The 15,800-nt window shown below is 63.2% G+C and carries 17 protein-coding genes and 1 pseudogene; 12 read left to right on the top strand and 6 right to left on the bottom strand.

Translation table 11 applies throughout. From position 1 onward, the window contains the following. The first annotated feature begins 89 nt into the window (after positions 1-89). On the top strand, positions 90-908 hold the full coding sequence (locus VB672_RS20650) for an AraC family transcriptional regulator (protein ID WP_329786098.1): 819 nt from the start codon (positions 90-92) through the stop codon (positions 906-908). Between the two features lie 31 nt (positions 909-939). Further along, a pseudogene (locus tag VB672_RS20645) lies at positions 940-1,347 on the top strand (DUF2000 family protein). A 170-nt stretch (positions 1,348-1,517) separates the two neighbouring features. Here the strand turns inward: VB672_RS20645 and VB672_RS22675 are convergent. Then, on the bottom strand, positions 1,518-1,832 hold the full coding sequence (locus tag VB672_RS22675) for a LysR substrate-binding domain-containing protein (protein WP_442932140.1): 315 nt from the start codon (positions 1,830-1,832) through the stop codon (positions 1,518-1,520). Here VB672_RS22675 and VB672_RS20640 point away from each other — a divergent pair. Continuing rightward, complete coding sequence (locus VB672_RS20640) at positions 1,714-2,265, top strand: alpha/beta hydrolase fold domain-containing protein (RefSeq protein ID WP_329786097.1); 552 nt, start codon at positions 1,714-1,716, stop codon at positions 2,263-2,265. The two genes, VB672_RS22675 and VB672_RS20640, sit on opposite strands and share 119 nt — an antisense overlap. Positions 2,266-2,563: 298 nt before the next feature. Here VB672_RS20640 and VB672_RS20635 read toward each other — a convergent pair whose 3' ends face one another. Continuing rightward, complete coding sequence (locus VB672_RS20635; protein WP_329786096.1) at positions 2,564-3,223, bottom strand: TetR/AcrR family transcriptional regulator; 660 nt, start codon at positions 3,221-3,223, stop codon at positions 2,564-2,566. A 78-nt stretch (positions 3,224-3,301) separates the two neighbouring features. Between VB672_RS20635 and VB672_RS20630 the strand changes: the two genes are divergently transcribed. Further along, complete coding sequence (locus VB672_RS20630) at positions 3,302-3,916, top strand: NAD(P)H-dependent oxidoreductase (RefSeq protein ID WP_329786095.1); 615 nt, start codon at positions 3,302-3,304, stop codon at positions 3,914-3,916. Between the two features lie 393 nt (positions 3,917-4,309). Next, the gene (locus tag VB672_RS20625; RefSeq protein ID WP_329786094.1) at positions 4,310-6,199 is read left to right on the top strand and encodes an adenylate/guanylate cyclase domain-containing protein; all 1,890 of its coding nucleotides are present in this window, start codon (positions 4,310-4,312) and stop codon (positions 6,197-6,199) included. 79 nt (positions 6,200-6,278) lie between these two features. Here the strand turns inward: VB672_RS20625 and trhA are convergent, their stop codons facing one another. Both trhA and VB672_RS20615 read right to left on the bottom strand, forming a co-directional pair. Then, the gene (trhA, locus tag VB672_RS20620; RefSeq protein WP_329786093.1) at positions 6,279-6,926 is read right to left on the bottom strand and encodes a PAQR family membrane homeostasis protein TrhA; all 648 of its coding nucleotides are present in this window, start codon (positions 6,924-6,926) and stop codon (positions 6,279-6,281) included. Between the two features lie 424 nt (positions 6,927-7,350). Next, a complete protein-coding gene (locus tag VB672_RS20615) occupies positions 7,351-8,265 on the bottom strand; it encodes a LysR family transcriptional regulator (protein ID WP_329786092.1) in 915 nt (304 codons plus the stop codon). A gap of 105 nt (positions 8,266-8,370) precedes the next feature. Here VB672_RS20615 and wrbA point away from each other — a divergent pair, with 105 nt between their 5' ends. The 3 genes from wrbA (at position 8,371) to VB672_RS20600 (ending at position 10,782) form a co-directional block, all read left to right on the top strand. Next, the gene (wrbA, locus tag VB672_RS20610; RefSeq protein WP_329786091.1) at positions 8,371-8,997 is read left to right on the top strand and encodes an NAD(P)H:quinone oxidoreductase; all 627 of its coding nucleotides are present in this window, start codon (positions 8,371-8,373) and stop codon (positions 8,995-8,997) included. Further along, on the top strand, positions 8,997-10,193 hold the full coding sequence (locus VB672_RS20605; RefSeq protein WP_329786090.1) for an MFS transporter: 1,197 nt from the start codon (positions 8,997-8,999) through the stop codon (positions 10,191-10,193). Before wrbA ends, VB672_RS20605 begins: the two co-directional genes overlap by 1 nt. Before the next feature lie 424 nt (positions 10,194-10,617). Continuing rightward, positions 10,618-10,782, top strand: a complete 165-nt coding sequence (locus VB672_RS20600; protein WP_329786089.1) for a hypothetical protein — start codon at positions 10,618-10,620, stop codon at positions 10,780-10,782. Positions 10,783-10,881: 99 nt separating this feature from the next. Here VB672_RS20600 and VB672_RS20595 read toward each other — a convergent pair whose 3' ends face one another. Together VB672_RS20595 and VB672_RS20590 are read right to left on the bottom strand one after the other, a co-directional pair. After that, on the bottom strand, positions 10,882-11,874 hold the full coding sequence (locus tag VB672_RS20595; RefSeq protein ID WP_329786088.1) for a magnesium transporter CorA family protein: 993 nt from the start codon (positions 11,872-11,874) through the stop codon (positions 10,882-10,884). A 22-nt stretch (positions 11,875-11,896) separates the two neighbouring features. Then, positions 11,897-12,115, bottom strand: a complete 219-nt coding sequence (locus VB672_RS20590) for a hypothetical protein (RefSeq protein WP_329786087.1) — start codon at positions 12,113-12,115, stop codon at positions 11,897-11,899. A gap of 870 nt (positions 12,116-12,985) precedes the next feature. Here VB672_RS20590 and VB672_RS20585 point away from each other — a divergent pair. The 4 genes from VB672_RS20585 (at position 12,986) to kdpA (ending at position 15,800) form a co-directional block, all read left to right on the top strand. Then, the gene (locus VB672_RS20585) at positions 12,986-13,426 is read left to right on the top strand and encodes a hypothetical protein (protein WP_329786086.1); all 441 of its coding nucleotides are present in this window, start codon (positions 12,986-12,988) and stop codon (positions 13,424-13,426) included. Positions 13,427-13,492: 66 nt separating this feature from the next. Next, positions 13,493-13,729 (top strand): hypothetical protein, encoded by a 237-nt coding sequence (locus tag VB672_RS20580; RefSeq protein ID WP_329786085.1) that lies wholly within the window; start codon positions 13,493-13,495, stop codon positions 13,727-13,729. Between the two features lie 251 nt (positions 13,730-13,980). Then, positions 13,981-14,070, top strand: a complete 90-nt coding sequence (locus tag VB672_RS20575) for a K(+)-transporting ATPase subunit F (RefSeq protein WP_329786084.1) — start codon at positions 13,981-13,983, stop codon at positions 14,068-14,070. A 14-nt stretch (positions 14,071-14,084) separates the two neighbouring features. Continuing rightward, a complete protein-coding gene (kdpA, locus tag VB672_RS20570; protein WP_329786083.1) occupies positions 14,085-15,800 on the top strand; it encodes a potassium-transporting ATPase subunit KdpA in 1,716 nt (571 codons plus the stop codon).

Genomic DNA, 15,800 nt, shown 5'->3' with positions numbered 1-15,800 from the left:
GATCCACATTGCACGACAACGTCACTCGATTTTCTCGACTTCAGAAGCCTCGGGTCCGGCGGAATGCCTCGGGCGTCCATCAGGATTTCGTGCATCTTGTGCGTGACAGGCACAGCGGGATCGAAGCCGTGAAGGCGCAATTCCATGGTCATGCCTATGACATGCACCATCACGACGAGTGGCTGGTCGGCGTGACCCATGCTGGCGTCCAGGACTTCTTCTGTCGCGGGCAGCGGCGCCAAAGCACGGCAGGGCGAGTGATCCTGATCGAGCCGGGCGAGCGGCACGACGGGCAGGCCATGCATGAGCAGGGCTTCCGCTACAGCATGCTCTATCTGCCGCAAGCCTGGCTCCGTGAGGAGATGGGCGGCCAGGATGCCGACATCGGGTTCCGCCAGACGCTGGCTGATGACCGGCATCTCGGCGAAGCCATTGCTGTGACCTGCCGGGCCATCATCTCGGCTGCCCCGCGTCTTGCCATTGACGCGGCACGGGATCGGGTAGTGGAACTGCTGCGCCATCACTTAGGCAAAAGGGAGCGGCCGACACCCGACACTGGATCGTCAGTCGCAGAGCGGGCCATGGAGTACATCCAGGCGCATTACGACGAACCGTTCAGCCTCGACGAGCTGGCCCGCGTAGCCGGAGCAGGCGACCGGTTTCAGCTTTCCCGCGCGTTCCGCCGCCGCTTTGGCACCTCACCTCATGCCTGCCTCGTAGAGGTCAGGCTAACCAAGGCGCGTGCAATGCTCCGGGCGGCAGTCCCACCGGCCGAGGCGGCCCTTGCCAGCGGCTTCGCCGATCAGAGCCATCTCGGCCGCTGGTTCCGCCGTGCCTACGGCCTCACTCCGGCGGCCTACCGTCTGGGGCGCACGAACGTTCCAGACGTGGAGGGCACCGTCGGATAACTCTCCCGATGACATCTCAAGGGAAAGTTCAATGTTCGACACAAAGGTGGCGGTCCTCGTTCACGAGGATCTGGCGGTATGGCAGAAGCTGAATGTCACGGCCTTTCTCGCAACCGGCATTGCAGGCGCGGTTCCCGACGCTTTGGGGCAGCCCTACGAAGACGCTGCGGGGCGCTTCCATGGGCGGCTGCTCGGCCAGCCGATCTTGATCTTTGCAGCGTCGACTGAGGTTCTGCAACGGGCTTGGCAGTAGGCGCTCCAGCGCAACCTCACGCGCAGCGCCTATGTCCGCGCCATGTTCGAGACCGGGCATGATGCCGCCAATCGCGCGGTCTTCCGAGCCGAGCCGGCCGATACCCCCGATCTCGTTGGCCTCGCCCTTCATGGCACGAAGAAAGAGATCGACAAGGCAACGAAGGGCGCGCGCCTGCATCCCTAAGGCGCGGCCCTCCGTCCGTGGAGTATGGATGAACCACAAATCAGAACGATGCGCTGTGTCACCTTCACCAGGTGATCAACGAAGACCGATGCAGCCAAGTCTCGGCTTACCAGAGGAGCCAGACGCTCCTCTCTTTCCGTCGATCTCCTGCTTTCACCCTTAGCCGGCGTTCACGAGGTCAGGTCTGGAAGCATTGTATCCATACCGAGCGGACTGGAACGGCTGTGCCTGCGAGCGAAATCCAGGAAGGCTCGAAAAGCTGTCGGCGTATGGCGGCGGCCTGGATAGTAGAGATACCAGCTTGGGATCCGCGGGGACCAGTCCGCAAGAACTTCAACAAGCCGGCTATCGGATAGAGGTTCTCGGATGAGATCCTCCAGAACACGGGCGAGGCCAAGTCCCGCCGATCTGGCCAGGGGCGAGAGCGCCGGAGGAGGGCTCGCGGCGGCGCTGGCGCAGCTTGCTCGGGACCGGGGTCGATTCACCCTGGCTGCGCAGATCCTGATCTACCCCATGCTCGACCCGCGTACCGGCACGCCAGAGGCACCCGTCGACAATCCTCTAGCCGGGGAGTTCGTGTGGACGCGAGGGCACAACCGGTTCGGTTGGCAAGCGATGCGGGGCGGGCAGAAGATTCCGGACGAACGGCTGGGTCACTTTGCGCCGGCGCTTGCGCAGGATCTGTCGGGCTTGCCTCCGGCGTTTCTCGCCACCGGTACCCTCAATCTTTTCGTGGAAGAGACAGCGACATATGCGATGCGTCTCAACCGTGCCCGGGTTCCGTCGGAATTTCACCTCTATCCTGGCGGGATCAACGGCTTCGATTTGACGGACAGCAGCATTGCCCAACAGTACCGGAGGGATCTTGCAATGGCGCTGGATCGGATTCTCGGTAGGGCCGGCAAAGCGAGGGAATGACCGTGCCATCTCGACCGAGCTGAGCCGATTGCGGTAGAACGCAAAGCCTCAAGCTACCCGCGGGAAACACGATCCGGCCTTCATGCTATTGCCGCATGTCCTAATGATCACATGCGGGTTCGCAACGATCGACGTGTGCATAAGCACGTGGCGTGCAGAGTGGCGCTTTATACTGCACCCGCTGCTTTCGAAGACCGGCAGCCTCAGGGCGCTTGCCTTCCTGGTCTTTCCAAAGCTGGTTTCTTGGACTGCATGCAGAGGAGCAGGCTGCAACCGGAGTACCTGGTTCTGGTGCAACTCAATCTATCTTCTCGTGGGGATATAGCCTGCCCGGCGAGAGGGTTGTGCTTCGGTTGACCATTGAAATGATCGTCTCAAAAAGTTCGTCCTGTGCTTGTCGGGTCGTAATCTCCCCGGTCACCGCGGCATGGGACAGGGCGTCGGCGGCTCCGAGCATGGCCCAGAAGCCGGCTTGCGCAACGCCGCGTGGCCCTATGAAGGAGGCCAGCGCCTTGCGGCACTTCTCGATAAAGGCCAGTTGATAGTCCCGTTTCACGGCTTCCATCTCGGGCGAGCCCGCTAAGGCGGCCAGCACACCCGGCATCTCGCGCCCCTGTGTGAGGACGCATTCGACATAGGAGGTGGCGATGACGCTGGCTGTCTCTTCCAACGTCGGCTCACTAGCCTCAAGGGCTGCGTCGATAATCGCCGTCTGGCGCGCGTCGAAATCCCTGTAGAGCGCGATCAGCAAGCCGTTGCGCGTGCCAAAATGATCGTAGATGACCGGCTTGGTGACATCGGCTTCCTCCGACAGCCTCGGGAGGGTCAAGGCATCCGTGCCTTCCTCGCGGACCAGCCGCCAGGCCACGTCCAGAAGCTGGCGATGCCGTTCTTCGCGCAGCAAGCGGCGGCGCGGTTGGAGCTTGGAAGACTGTCTCCTCGGTCTGGCACTTGACATGCTTATATACCATTAGTAAGTTACTAAAAGTATATAAGGCTTTGCTCTCGGTAGCAATCACTTAGCAGGAGTTTCTCCATGCACGCTCTCATTGTCGTTGCGCATCCCGATCCCAAGTCGCTCACCCATAGTGTCGCCGATCACATTGCCGAGGGTGCGTCCACTTTCGGCAATACCTTCGAAATCGCGGACATCGCGGCGGAAGGATTCGATCCGAGATTCAGCGCAGCCGACATCGCTCTCTTTCGCAGGGAGGCGCCACCCTCCGCTGACGTTGCCGCCGAGCAGGCGAGGATCGATCGGGCCGACGCGCTCGTGCTGGTCTATCCCGTCTATTGGTGGTCGATGCCGGGGCTTCTCAAAGGATGGATCGATCGTGTGTTCGCCAATGGCTGGGCATACGATGAGGGCCCGGATACCAAGCTGGTGAAGAAACTTCAGCACCTTCGGGTCCACCTCGTTGCCATTGGAGGCGCCGACCTGCGAACCTATGCCCGGCACGGCTATTTTGGCGCCATGAGGACGCAGATCGATCACGGGATCTTCGACTACTGCGGCGCGCGCGTCGTAACGTCAGAACTCCTGGTGCCGCCGGAAACGCAGGATCTGCGTTCCCACCTTGACGCTGCGCGCGTCATCGGCCGCAATCTCTTCAATAGATTGGAGCGACGTGAGGCGACCGAGGCGGCATGAGTCCGTAGCGCACAGGGCTGCCGGCCCATCAATGCTGACGGGTCGGGCTGTTGCGCGGTAGGGCTGGGATACAGCCCATCTTCTATCACCGTCATCAGTTCCCGCCCGAGATCATCCGGCGTGCCGTCCGGTTGTAGCTGCGGTTTAAGCTCAAGCGAGCTGGCTGACCATACAGCCTCTGCCTACTCGTCATCGGAAAGGGCGATAGCGAAATGGAGCGCAGATATCGAACGCGAGTGGGTTGAGTGTAGCGACGGACATGCCGATGGTGCTGTCGAACAGCGGCTCCGAGGATCTGCACGAGTTCGCGCTGTTCGTCGTCGATGCCGACAGGCCGTGTCTCATCGCCGGCCCCGCTCGAGTGATCCCGCCCCGGTCACCTGTCGGATCGCCGTGGCCTATGGATCTCGTGCGATCGACGGTCGCCTGTGGCATCATCACCCCGACGAGGTCCACTGGACCTGCACCGGACGGCAAGGAGCTGCCATGGCCGAGGCCGGGAGGGAGAGAAGGCTGACGACCATCATGGCCGCGGACATCGTCGGCTACTCGCGTCTCGTCGAGGCCGACGAGGCCGGAACGCTGGCGATGCTGAGGAGCCTGAGGCAGACGGTGCTGGAATCTCTCCTGGCCGAGCATGGCGGCCGGGTGGTGAAGCTCATGGGCGACGGCTTGATCGCCGAGTTCGGGTCCGTCGTCGCAGCGGTGGCCTGCGCGGCCGCGGTCCAGAGGCGATTGGCGGAAAGCCAATCGGAGGTTCCCCCGGAGCGCCGGATCGTCCTGCGCATCGGCATCAATCTGGGAGACGTGGTCGTCGAGGGCGACGACCTCCTGGGCGACGGCGTCAACGTGGCGGCGCGCTTGGAGCAGGCCTGTCCGCCGGGCAGCGTGCTGATTGCCGGGACCGTCCACGACCATCTCACCGGCAAGGTCGATCTGCGCTTCGAGGATGCGGGCGAGCTGCGCCTGAAGAACATCGCGAGGCCGGTGCGGGCCTACCGCATGGCTCCCGGGGATGCTCCTGGCCCTGCAGGGGCTTCCATCCCACTGAGTGCCAAGCCCGCTGTGGCGGTGCTGCCGTTCGACAACATGAGCAGCGATCCGGAGCAGGTCTATTTCAGCGACGGCATCACCGAGGACGTCATCACGGAGCTCTCCCGCTTCCGCGAGCTCGTGGTGATCGCCCGCAACTCCTCGTTCTCGTTCCGCGGCAGGAGCACGGACGTGCGCGAGATCGGCCGGGCGCTGGGCGCCGGGTACGTGGTCGAGGGCAGCGTGCGCCGGGCCGGCAACCGGCTGCGGATCAATGTCCAGCTCGTGGAGGCAGGCTCGGGGGCGCACCTGTGGGCCGAACGCTACGACCGGGCCGCCGAGGACATCTTCGATATCCAGGAGGAGATCGCGAGGGGCATCGTGGCGACAGTCGCACAACGGGTCCTGGAGGACAGCGAGGTGTCGGCGAGTCGCAGGCCTTTGAACAGCGTGCGGGCCTACGACCTGTTCCTGCAAGGGCGGCGCCTGTCCGATGTGTTCACGCCCGGCGCGCAGGACAGGGCAAGGGCTCTGTTCGAGCAGGCCCGCGCGATCGACCCGACCTTCGCTCGGGCCTACACCGGCCTTGCCCATAACTACCTGACCCGCGCGACGGACGAGGGCGTCGGCATTCCCCGCGAGCAGAACCGCAACCTGCGCGAGGCGCTGGACCTTGCCCGACAGGCCCTGGCGCTTGATCCGAACGATCCACGGATCCACTACACCGTCGGCCGCATGCACTTGGCCTGGCGCGAGTTCGAGCGGGCCGGACGCCACCTCGACCTCGCCCGGGACATGAACCCGAACGATCCCACGATCCAGGTCGTATGGGCCTATGTCCAGGCCTGTCTCGGGCAACCCGAGCTGGGACTGCCCGCGGCCGAACTCGCCAAGCGCCTCAATCCGCGCCACCCGCGCTGGTACGACGACTACCTTGCCCGCATCCTGTTCCTTCTCGGCCACTACGAGGAGGCGGCCGGCACTCTGCGGCAGAAGACCTCTGCCGAACCCGAGGACCACCCGCGGGATATGGGATGGCGGACCGCCGCCTGTGGCCATCTCGGTCGGAACGAGGAGGCCCGTCAGTGCGCTGATTGGTTCGTGCAGGCGGTCGGGAAGTACTGGCGCGGCGATCCGGCGGCAGGGCCCCGCGAGTACGTCGACTGGTTCGTCGATGCCTCCTGCCTGAAACGGCCAGAAGACGAGGAGCGGCTGTGCGCGGGCTTGCGGGCTGCGGGCCTGCCGGCGTGACACGATGGCGAAGCAGTCGGATCCATGTCCCGGCGGATTCGGCGGGCAGGAGCGCATGCCCGTCGGTCGGTGCCGGAACTCACCCTCTCGCCAGCACCATGCAGTCCATCACGGCGCCGTAATGGCAGGCTGCCGCGAGCAGGACGAAGGCGTGCCAGATCGCGTTTTGGAAGCGCAGGCTCTCCCAGACGTGGAAGACCACCCCGGTGGTGTAGAGCGCCCCGCCCGCAAGCAGGAGCCAGAGGGTTGAACCAGGAAGGTTGCCGAACACAGACTCGTAGGCCATGACGCCGCTCCAGCCCAGGAGCAGGTAGAGAATGATGGAGAGCCTGTCGAAGCGCCCCGGAAAGGCCAGCTTGAGCGCGATACCCACGATGGAGGTCAGCCATAGGCCGGCGAGGAGGATGACGGACCCGAGGCTTGCCTTCATCTGGGTGACGAAGGGCGTGTAGGTGCCTGCGATCAGAAGGTAGATGGCAGAGTGGTCGAACCGGCGCAGGATCCACTTGACCGGAGAGACGGGCCAGAGGTTGTAGGCCGCCGAGATGACGAGCACCGCCAGCAGGCAACCCGCATAGACCGATACCGACATCAGCTCCCATGGGCCGACGGTCGCTGCGGCGAGGACCAGCAGGACGGTCACGCCGACGAGCCCGCTAACGATGCCCAAGCCGTGCACGATCCCATCGGCCAGGATCTCGCGCCTGTCGTACTCCCACTTAATCATCATCCCTCCCTTGGACCGTCTCGGCTGCTCTGGCTGCCGGGATGGGAACCTCCGATCCGGAGCCGGGTTCCCTGGCGCTGCCTGCACCGCCACCTTTCGCGTGACGGCCCTCTCCGCAGCTCAGAATGGGTGCGGCTGCCGAAGAGACGGCTGCCGCGAACCGCCCGGTTCATGCCCAAGCCCTGACGAGCGCTTGACGTCCTGGGGATAAGCGAGAAGGCGCCCCATTCGTCCCGATGCAGTCGCGGGAAGGCTGCAGGACCACGTCGGGGCTACGGGAGGAGGGCTCCGGCACCCTAGTCGTCCAGGAAATGGGCGGAGGCGCGGCCGAGGCGCCGGATGGTACTGGCGTCGACGCCCATTCCTCGAACATCCGGAGCCGGGGCTGCATCATGTCCATCCTTCTTCCGAAAACCGCAATTGGTTAGTCGCTGCGGCATAGGCAATCCGCCAATGATCTGCAAAACGCTTGAGCTGCCGGTCCAAGCGGCTCGTCGAGGCGGTAGGCCAGATAGGCTTCGGATGTCACCTGGCTGTGACGGCCGAGGGCTTTGGTGTGGAGGCGTACCAACCGGCCCTCGTTCAGATCATGATCGACGAGCCAGAGGGGCAAGCGCCCCCAGCCGAGTCCAGCCAGGATCATGGCGTGCTTCGCGTCCTGACTGCTCACCCGGCAGGTCCGGGGTGACAGAACGCCGAAATCGCGACCCTCCGATAGAGGCGTCGGATCGGACAGAACGATTTGAGGGTGGTCTGCCAGATCAGGCAAGCTGATCGCATCCACTCCGCGTTTCATGGCCAATGGGTGCCTGGCCGCGACAACAGCTACCTGTTTGATGGGAAAGATCGCCTCAAGAGCGATGCGAGGGTTGCGGAAGTCTTCACCCACGAGAATGGCCAGCGTACTTCGCTTCTCGATCAGCGCCGTGATTGGACCGCCCAGTGGTTCGACAGCCAGCCGAATGGAAACCGATGGGTAGGCTGCACGCATCTGTGTCAGCGCGGCTCCGACGGCAGCGATCGGGAACAGGGTGTCGACTGTCAGTGACAATTCAAGTTCGATCCCCTCATTCAGGCCCCGCGCCCGCGCCCGCATCGCATCGACCCTGAGAAGGATGTCACGGGCGTTGGCGAGCAAAGCCTGCCCTTCCGGGGTCAGCACGGGCCGGTGTCCCGAGCGATCAAACAACGAGACGCCAAGTTCCATCTCAAGGTTGGCGATCGCATTGCTGACAGCCGATTGAACGCGGGACAGCCGCTGGGCACCAGAGCGGAAGCTGCCGCTCTCCACCACCGTCACGAAGGTTCGCACCTGATCCAGCGTGAGCCCATCCAGCATGATCTCCTCCATCGATCAATCTGATCGGAATTATAACACTTTCGCAGATCAGATGAAGATCCCATCCTCGGCAGCGAAGGCAAAAGACAGCTGAGAGGAGTGACGATGACCAAGGTTCTGGTGCTCTACTACTCATCCTATGGTCACATTGAGACTATGGCCGAGGCCGTTGCGGAAGGTGTCAGAGAGGCTGGGGCAGTGGCCGTGATCAAGCGCGTGCCGGAACTCGTGCCCGAGCCCATCATGGAGAAGGCTGGCTATAAACGCGATCAGGCGGCCGAGATCGCGACGGTGGCGGAATTGGCCGACTATGATGCGATTATCTTCGGCACGCCGACCCGATTCGGGAACATGGCGTCCCAGATGAAGAACTTCCTCGACCAGTGCGGCGGGCTGTGGTTCGAGAACCGGCTGGTGGGCAAGGTCGGCAGCGTGTTCACCTCCACCGGCAGCCAGCACGGAGGCCAGGAGAGTACGATCCTCTCGACCCATGTCGTCCTCATGCATCTGGGCATGGTGGTCGTAGGGCTTCCTTACACGTTCCAAGGCCAGATGCGAATGGACGAGATCACCGGCGGCTCCCCCTACGGGGCGTCGACTCTGGCTGATGACGGGAACGGTGGCGATCGCCGGCCGAGCGCAAACGAACTTGAGGGGGCCCGTTTTCAAGGGCGCCATGTTGCGCAGATTGCTCGTGCCCTGACTGCAGCCCGTCTGCGGGAGGCGGCGTGATGACGGCCATCGTGCATGCACGACCGTTCGGTGTGATGCCGTGGCCGGTTGTGGCGACGGTGGTCGGTTCCGGCATCGTCGCCGCATTCCAAGTTGGCAAAGCGGCCATCGCCACACCGCTTCTTCAGACCGAGTTGGGTCTTGATCTCGCGGCCGCTGGATCGCTCACGGCTGTCTTTGCTCTTTTGGGAGCGATCGGCGGCATCCCGGCTGGAGCGATCGTCGCCGCGGCTGGAGACCGCCGGATTCTTATCATTGGCCTGCTCGCAGTGAGCCTCGGATCTGCTGCTGGCGCGGAGGCTGCCACCTTTCTCAGGCTCTTGGCGTCCCGAGTCGTGGAGGGCCTTGGCTTTCTGCTGATCACGGTGGCCGGCCCGGCGATCCTCGAGCGTGCTCTGGTAGGCAGCCGGCGCGATCTGGCCTTCGGGATCTGGAGTTGCTTCATGCCAGCCGGCATGGCGATCGCCATGCTGGTTGGGCCGCTCTTCGGCGGCTGGCGGGATCTCTGGTGGGCGAGTGCGGGGGCGGCCGTTGCTGCGGCTGCGGCGACGCTTCTGCTGGTGCCTGGCAGCGCGGCCCGGGTTTCACTTCTGTGGCGTGACGTCGCCTTGAGGGCCTGCAGCATTGTGAGTCTCAAAGGGCCGATCCTGCTGGCGGGCTGCTTCGCGCTCTATAGCCTCATGTTCTTTGCGCTCTTCAGCTTCCTGCCGGTCTTGCTGATGGACCGCATGATGATCACGCATGCTGCGGCGGGAACGCTCAGCGCCCTCGTGGCCGGTGTGAACGTAATCGGTAATCTCACGGCAGGTTATCTGCTGACCCGTGGCATCGGACGCCCCACCCTAATTGCCCAGGCGAGCCTTGTCATGGGTGCATCCGCCTTGGGCATCTTTCTGCCTGTGTTCGATCCCGCATCGGCCCTTCTGCTCTGCGTCATGTTCTCGGCCGTCGGGGGCATAATCCCCGCGACGCTTCTGTCCTCTGCGCCCATCATCTCACCTGTCGGTCTCGCGCCGATCACTGTTGGATTGGTGATGCAGGGCAGCAACCTGGGCCAGATCGTCGGCCCGGTTGCCGTGGGCAGTATGATCGAGGCCTATGGCTGGTCGGCCGCCGCCGGAACCGTGCTTGCCGCTGCCAGCCTCGCGATCCTTATCGCATCGGCTCTCAGGTCCGAGCTCCGACCCAATCGTTAGCAGCCTTGGAGATCATTCAAGCGCATGCGCCGAGTGTCTCCAAATGGCGCATCCCGGAAGTAAACCGAAGGCCCGCTGACACTGGGAACACCGGATGCTCCCGAGGGGTAGGGGAATTTCGGCGCCTGACCCGATGCGGCATTCCGCTGGGTTATTGCAAGCGGAGGCGTTGCATGAGCTTACGAGTGATCCAATTCCTCGCGATCCTGCTGACCACTCTCTCTCTGATCCTGTCCGGGACCCACCTGTTCGAGTTGCCGAACAAGATCGGCCTGCCGAGCGAGCCTACCTGACCGCTCAAGGTATTTATGACGGCTGGGCTTGGTTCGGCATCGTCGACTTGACAGCGCTCGTGCTTAATGTCGTGCTGGCATTCAGGCGGCATCGGCAGCGTCCGGCCGTTTGTTTCGCCTGAGTGGCCGCCATGTGCTTCATCGCCTTCTGGACGATCTTCTTCACCTGGACGTTCCCGGCCAATCAGGCGACTGCCAACTGGACGATCAGCCGGACGATTGGAGCCCGTTGCGAGGCGTGGGAATACTCGCACGCGGCGAATGCGGTCGTGATGCTCTCGCGCTCTGCTCTGTGACACTGTCGGTGATCACCGCGCGCCGACAGTAAGTCGGTTCCTGTACGCACGGGCCGACACAGGGCAGCCTGCGCGGCCATCCGCGGAAAGCACTGACCGCTAGAGCCAGCCCCTCCACTTGAACCAATGATAGGGCAGTACCGCCGAGATCACCATGAGCACCAGGGCGACGGCATAGCCATAGTCCCAATCCAGCTCGGGCATGAACTCGAAGTTCATGCCGTAGATCGTGCCGACCAGCGTCGGAGGCAGGAACAGCACGGCGGCAATCGAGAACACCTTGATGATGCGGTTCTGATCGAGGTTGATCAAACCGAGCGTGGCATCGTGCAGGTAGACAATCTCAGACGAGAGCTGCCCCTCGTAGGCCGAGAGCGAGCGCAGGTCGCGCTCGACCTGCTTCATGCGGGCCGGGCTGCCGTTGGTGAGCCACTCCTCTGCGCCCTGTCGGACATACGGGATGAGCCGGGAGAGCGACAGCAGGCTCTCGCGCAGGATCGCCACTGTCATATTCTTGCGCCCGAGCCGCTTGATCAGCACCTGGAGCTCGTCCTCCACCCGTCTGGCCTTGCGCCGCTTCGGATCGCGGTCCTCGACGAAGAGCCGGGTCGAGACCTCGTTGAGATCAGCCGCCACCATCTCCAACACGTCGGCGGCGCGCTCGACGATGCTCTCCAGGAGTGAGGCCAGGAGACTGTCGCTGGTGGTGTGCGCCTCGGGCTGGCGCTGGCACTTGGCCATGAAGGTGCGGAAGGGCACCGGGTCGGCATAGCGCACCGACACCAGATGGGTCGGGGTCAGCACGAAGGTGACCTGGGTGCGGGACGGCCGGCCCTCGGCGACGCCGTTGATGATTACGGCCGTCATGACCAGGGCACCATGCTCCTGGTAGAGGCGGGCCGACTCCTCGATCTCCGCCATCTCCTGCCGGGTCGGCACCTGAAGCCCGAGCAGCGCTTCCACAGCCTTTTCCTCCTCGTGCGTGGGATCGAGAAGGTCGATCCAGAGCACGTCGGAGGCAGCAGGGAGCGCCGCACTCTCATGAGCCAGGCGCACAAGACGGCCCTGGCGTAGGCCATGGAAATTCATCATCGGTCAGGTCCAGCGAGGAGGATCAGCCGCGCGTGGGCTTCGCGGGCACGGTGTGATGGGCGAGGTTGTCAGGCGAGGATGCCGCGGCGGGCGGGCCGAGAGCAACGGCCGCGACGTGCAGGCCGATCACGGGCGCGAAGACGAGCCCGAGCAGAAGGACCACCAGCAGCAGGATGCTGCGGTCCTCGGACGAAGCTTCTCCAGCACCGGCGCGGAGCGGGAAGAGGTTCAGAAGGGTCATGGGCTCACCTCGGTTCCGACCAGCCGTCGCAGGCCGGTGGCGGGTGAACCGATCAAGCGATCAGGCGTGCGCGCGGGCCGGCAACGGCGTGGTCAATCGACTGTGACTGTCGCTTGGCATGGGGTTCAGGGTTCCTGTGGGTCCGCGGCCCGCCGAAGCAGGCTGCGGATGGACAAGGCAGATGCGCCCGTTGCGGTTCCCAGTCAAGCCGAAATTGCCACCACTCACAGCCCAACCGGGATGATGAATCCGCAATGCCGATTGGGTGCAGCACAGCACCTTAGGAACTGGCACTTCGGCCTACTCGCTCGGGGAGCCTAGAAGGATCAGCCGGACGACGCCCATCCATGAGGCTGCGCACCAGGTGACGATGTTGAAGGGCTTCCAACGGGGCTGCCGTTTCCAAGATGGAACTCCGACAGATGGGAGGTCGGAAGCTATCCATTTATCAGTCATGCCTTCGAGTAAAGAGTTCAGAAGAAAGATGCGCCGATGGTTCCGTCCAGTGGCGACATACATAAGATCATTATACGTAAAAGCTGTATTGCCGGCACCATAACAATTCTGACGAATTTCTTTATGGCAATTTGATACGAAGGCAGTTGGTCCTCTCTCGATCCTTTATCCAGAAAGCCCTTTCTTGATGCCCATGCGGCACCTCAGCCGTGTGTGGAGATAAGTCATGCCTCGCATTGATCATGCCGGTCACGGGACTTGGATGAAGGGCCCCCGAAGATGTGCAGGTACGCTCGGGCGGCGCCCGAGACCCTATCAGCGACTTGCTGTGGAGATCGTCGCCTGCCTCGGTCTTCTTGCCCTGGGCGTTGGCATCCGGATCGTCGGCACGTCCATACTCTGAGGAGGCGCGCGATGTATTCTGGCTCCTCCAAGCTTGAGCGGCTCGCCGCGCTCAAGACAACGCTCGACCGTGCGGACCACTTGGATGAGGAACTGGTCCGTTCAGTTATCCTGCACACCTGCCAGGGCAATCCGTTTGCGACCATGGCCACGTTCCGTCCCTTGATCGAGGCGCGATCCTGGACGGACCTCGGCCTGGGGCTCATTGCGGAGCAGATGCCCACATGGTGTGTCTGCCGCCTTTGCCTAGACGATGGGCTTTGGTGGTGTGGGATGAACCCGCGCCAGCCGGCCTACTGGACTCCCTGCGAGGTGGACGAGCCTCACCCAGTGCTGGCAATCTCGATCCTCAAGGCGTTCATTACCGCCTTGATCCGACCCGACTGCACGCTCCCGCCATCCCCCAACGAACGCACGCGGCGCGCGTTCTCCGTCGCCACCTACTGCGAATAGGTATCGCCAGGCAAAGCTCCCGGCCATGCCTGGGATCCTCTCACCTCAATCGGAAGGAGCTTCTCCATGAGTCATCACGCGCCGCTGGCCTTCTCGAAGGTCGGGCACTCTCACTTCGTCGTCGGCATGGACGCCGACGGCCATTGGATCGCCCGGGATCGGGCCGGCCTTGTTGGCGGCATCTTCGTCAGCCGCGAGGCCGCCATCGACTTCGCTGAGTTCGAGACTGATCATGTTCCCGACGCCATCGAGGTGATGCCCCGGACGGTGCAGCTCACGCTCGCGGGAGCCCTGCCGGTCTAGGACATGCCAGCTCAGCACCGCGCTCCCGTGCGGCCCAATCTTTATAACAATTTTATACCGGCCGCCGGGCAGCTCTCTCGAATCTTTATACGACTTTCGACATCTGTACGGCACTGACGCGCCGCGTTCTTGCTGCGCATCTCACGCATGGAGCCTTTCGATGGACACCCTGATGCTTGCGCTCGGGCTCGGCTTCTTCGGCCTTGCCGTTGCCTATACCGCCGCCTGCGACCGGCTCTAAGGACCCTCGCATGACCCTCGACTACATCCTCGCCGGCCTCGTGACAGCCGGTCTCCTCGTCTATCTCACCTACGCTCTCGTTCGGCCCGAGCGGTTCTGACAAAGGCAACAGTTATGACCGTTAACGGCTGGATCCAGATCATCGTCTTCTGCGTCATCGTCGTCGCGCTCGTGAAGCCCCTCGGCTGGTACATGACGCGCGTCTTCAACGGCGAGCGCACGTTCCTTTCACCCATCCTGCGCTCTGTCGAAGGCCTACTCTACAAGCTTTCGGGCATCAGCGAGCGAGAGGAGCAGCACTGGCTGACCTACGCCCTGGCGATGCTGGCCTTCAACCTGCTGGGTTTCCTGATCCTTTATGCTCTTCAGCGCCTCCAGGCTGTCATGCCGTACAACCCGATGGGCATGAGCGCTGTGGCGCCTGATCTCGCCTTCAACACCGCCGCCAGCTTCATGACCAACACCAACTGGCAGAACTACGGTGGCGAGAGCACGATGTCATATCTCGTGCAGATGGCAGGCCTGACAGTGCAGAATTTCGTGTCGGCCGCCACAGGCATTGCCATTGCCGTCGCGCTCATCCGCGGTTTCTCACGCGCGTCGACCAAAAGCGTCGGTAACTTCTGGATCGATATGACCCGCGCAACCCTTTATGTGCTGTTGCCCCTTTGCGTGATGCTGACCCTGTTCTACGTCGCGCGCGGTGTGCCCCAGACCCTGTCAGTCTATATCGAGGCGACGACACTGGAAGGCGCCAAACAGACGATCGCTGTCGGGCCGGTTGCCTCGCAGCTTGCGATCAAGATGCTAGGCACGAATGGCGGCGGCTTCTTCAATGCCAACTCTGCCCATCCCTTCGAGAACCCGGATGCCCTCGTCAACCTGATCCAGATGGTCTCGATCTTCGCCATCGGTGCGGCGATGACCAACGTCTTCGGCCGCATGGTCGGTGATCAGCGTCAGGGCTGGGCGATCCTCGGCGCCATGGGCGTCATCTTCATCGTCGGCGTTGCCGTCGCGTACTGGGCGGAAGCCTCGGGCAATCCGCTCGTGCATGCTCTCGGCATCGATGGCGGCAACATGGAAGGCAAAGAGGTCCGCTTCGGCACGGCTATGTCAGCACTCTTTGCAGTGGTCACCACGGCTGCGAGTTGCGGCGCAGTCAACGCCATGCATTCGAGCTTGATGCCGCTCGGTGGCTTCATCCCGCTCATCAACATGGAGTTGGGCGAGATCGTCATCGGTGGCGTCGGCGCTGGTCTCTACGGCATGCTGCTCTTCGTCGTGCTGACCATGTTCGTCGCGGGCCTGATGGTCGGACGCACCCCAGAGTATCTTGGCAAGAAGATCGAGGCCAAGGAGGTGAAGATGGCGATTCTGGCCATCCTGTGCCTGCCGCTCGCCATGCTGGGATTTACGGCGATCGCCGTAGTGCTACCCACGGGTCTGGCTTCGATCGGCAACCCCGGCCCGCACGGCTTCTCCGAGGTGCTCTATGCCTATGTCTCGGGCGCTGCGAACAACGGCTCTGCCTTCGGCAGCCTGTCCGGCAACACGCTGTGGTACAACCTGACCATTGGCCTCGCCATGCTGATGGGCAGGTTCCTGGTCATTGCCCCGGCCCTCGCGATCGCCGGATCGATGGCGGCCAAGAAGACCGTCCCGGCTTCCGCCGGCACGTTCCCGACCCATGGTGGCTTGTTCATCGGCCTTCTCGTCGGTGTCATCCTGATCGTCGGCGGCCTGACCTTCTTCCCGGCTCTCGCCCTCGGACCCATCGTCGAGCATCTCTCGATGATCGCCGGGCAGACGTTTTCGGTCGGAGGCTGA

The organism is Microvirga sp. CF3016 (assembly GCF_036314085.1).
In the GTDB taxonomy this organism is placed as follows: domain Bacteria; phylum Pseudomonadota; class Alphaproteobacteria; order Rhizobiales; family Beijerinckiaceae; genus Microvirga.
Note: the sequence above shows the minus strand (reverse complement) of the source record. Positions and strands in the feature narration are given on the sequence as shown.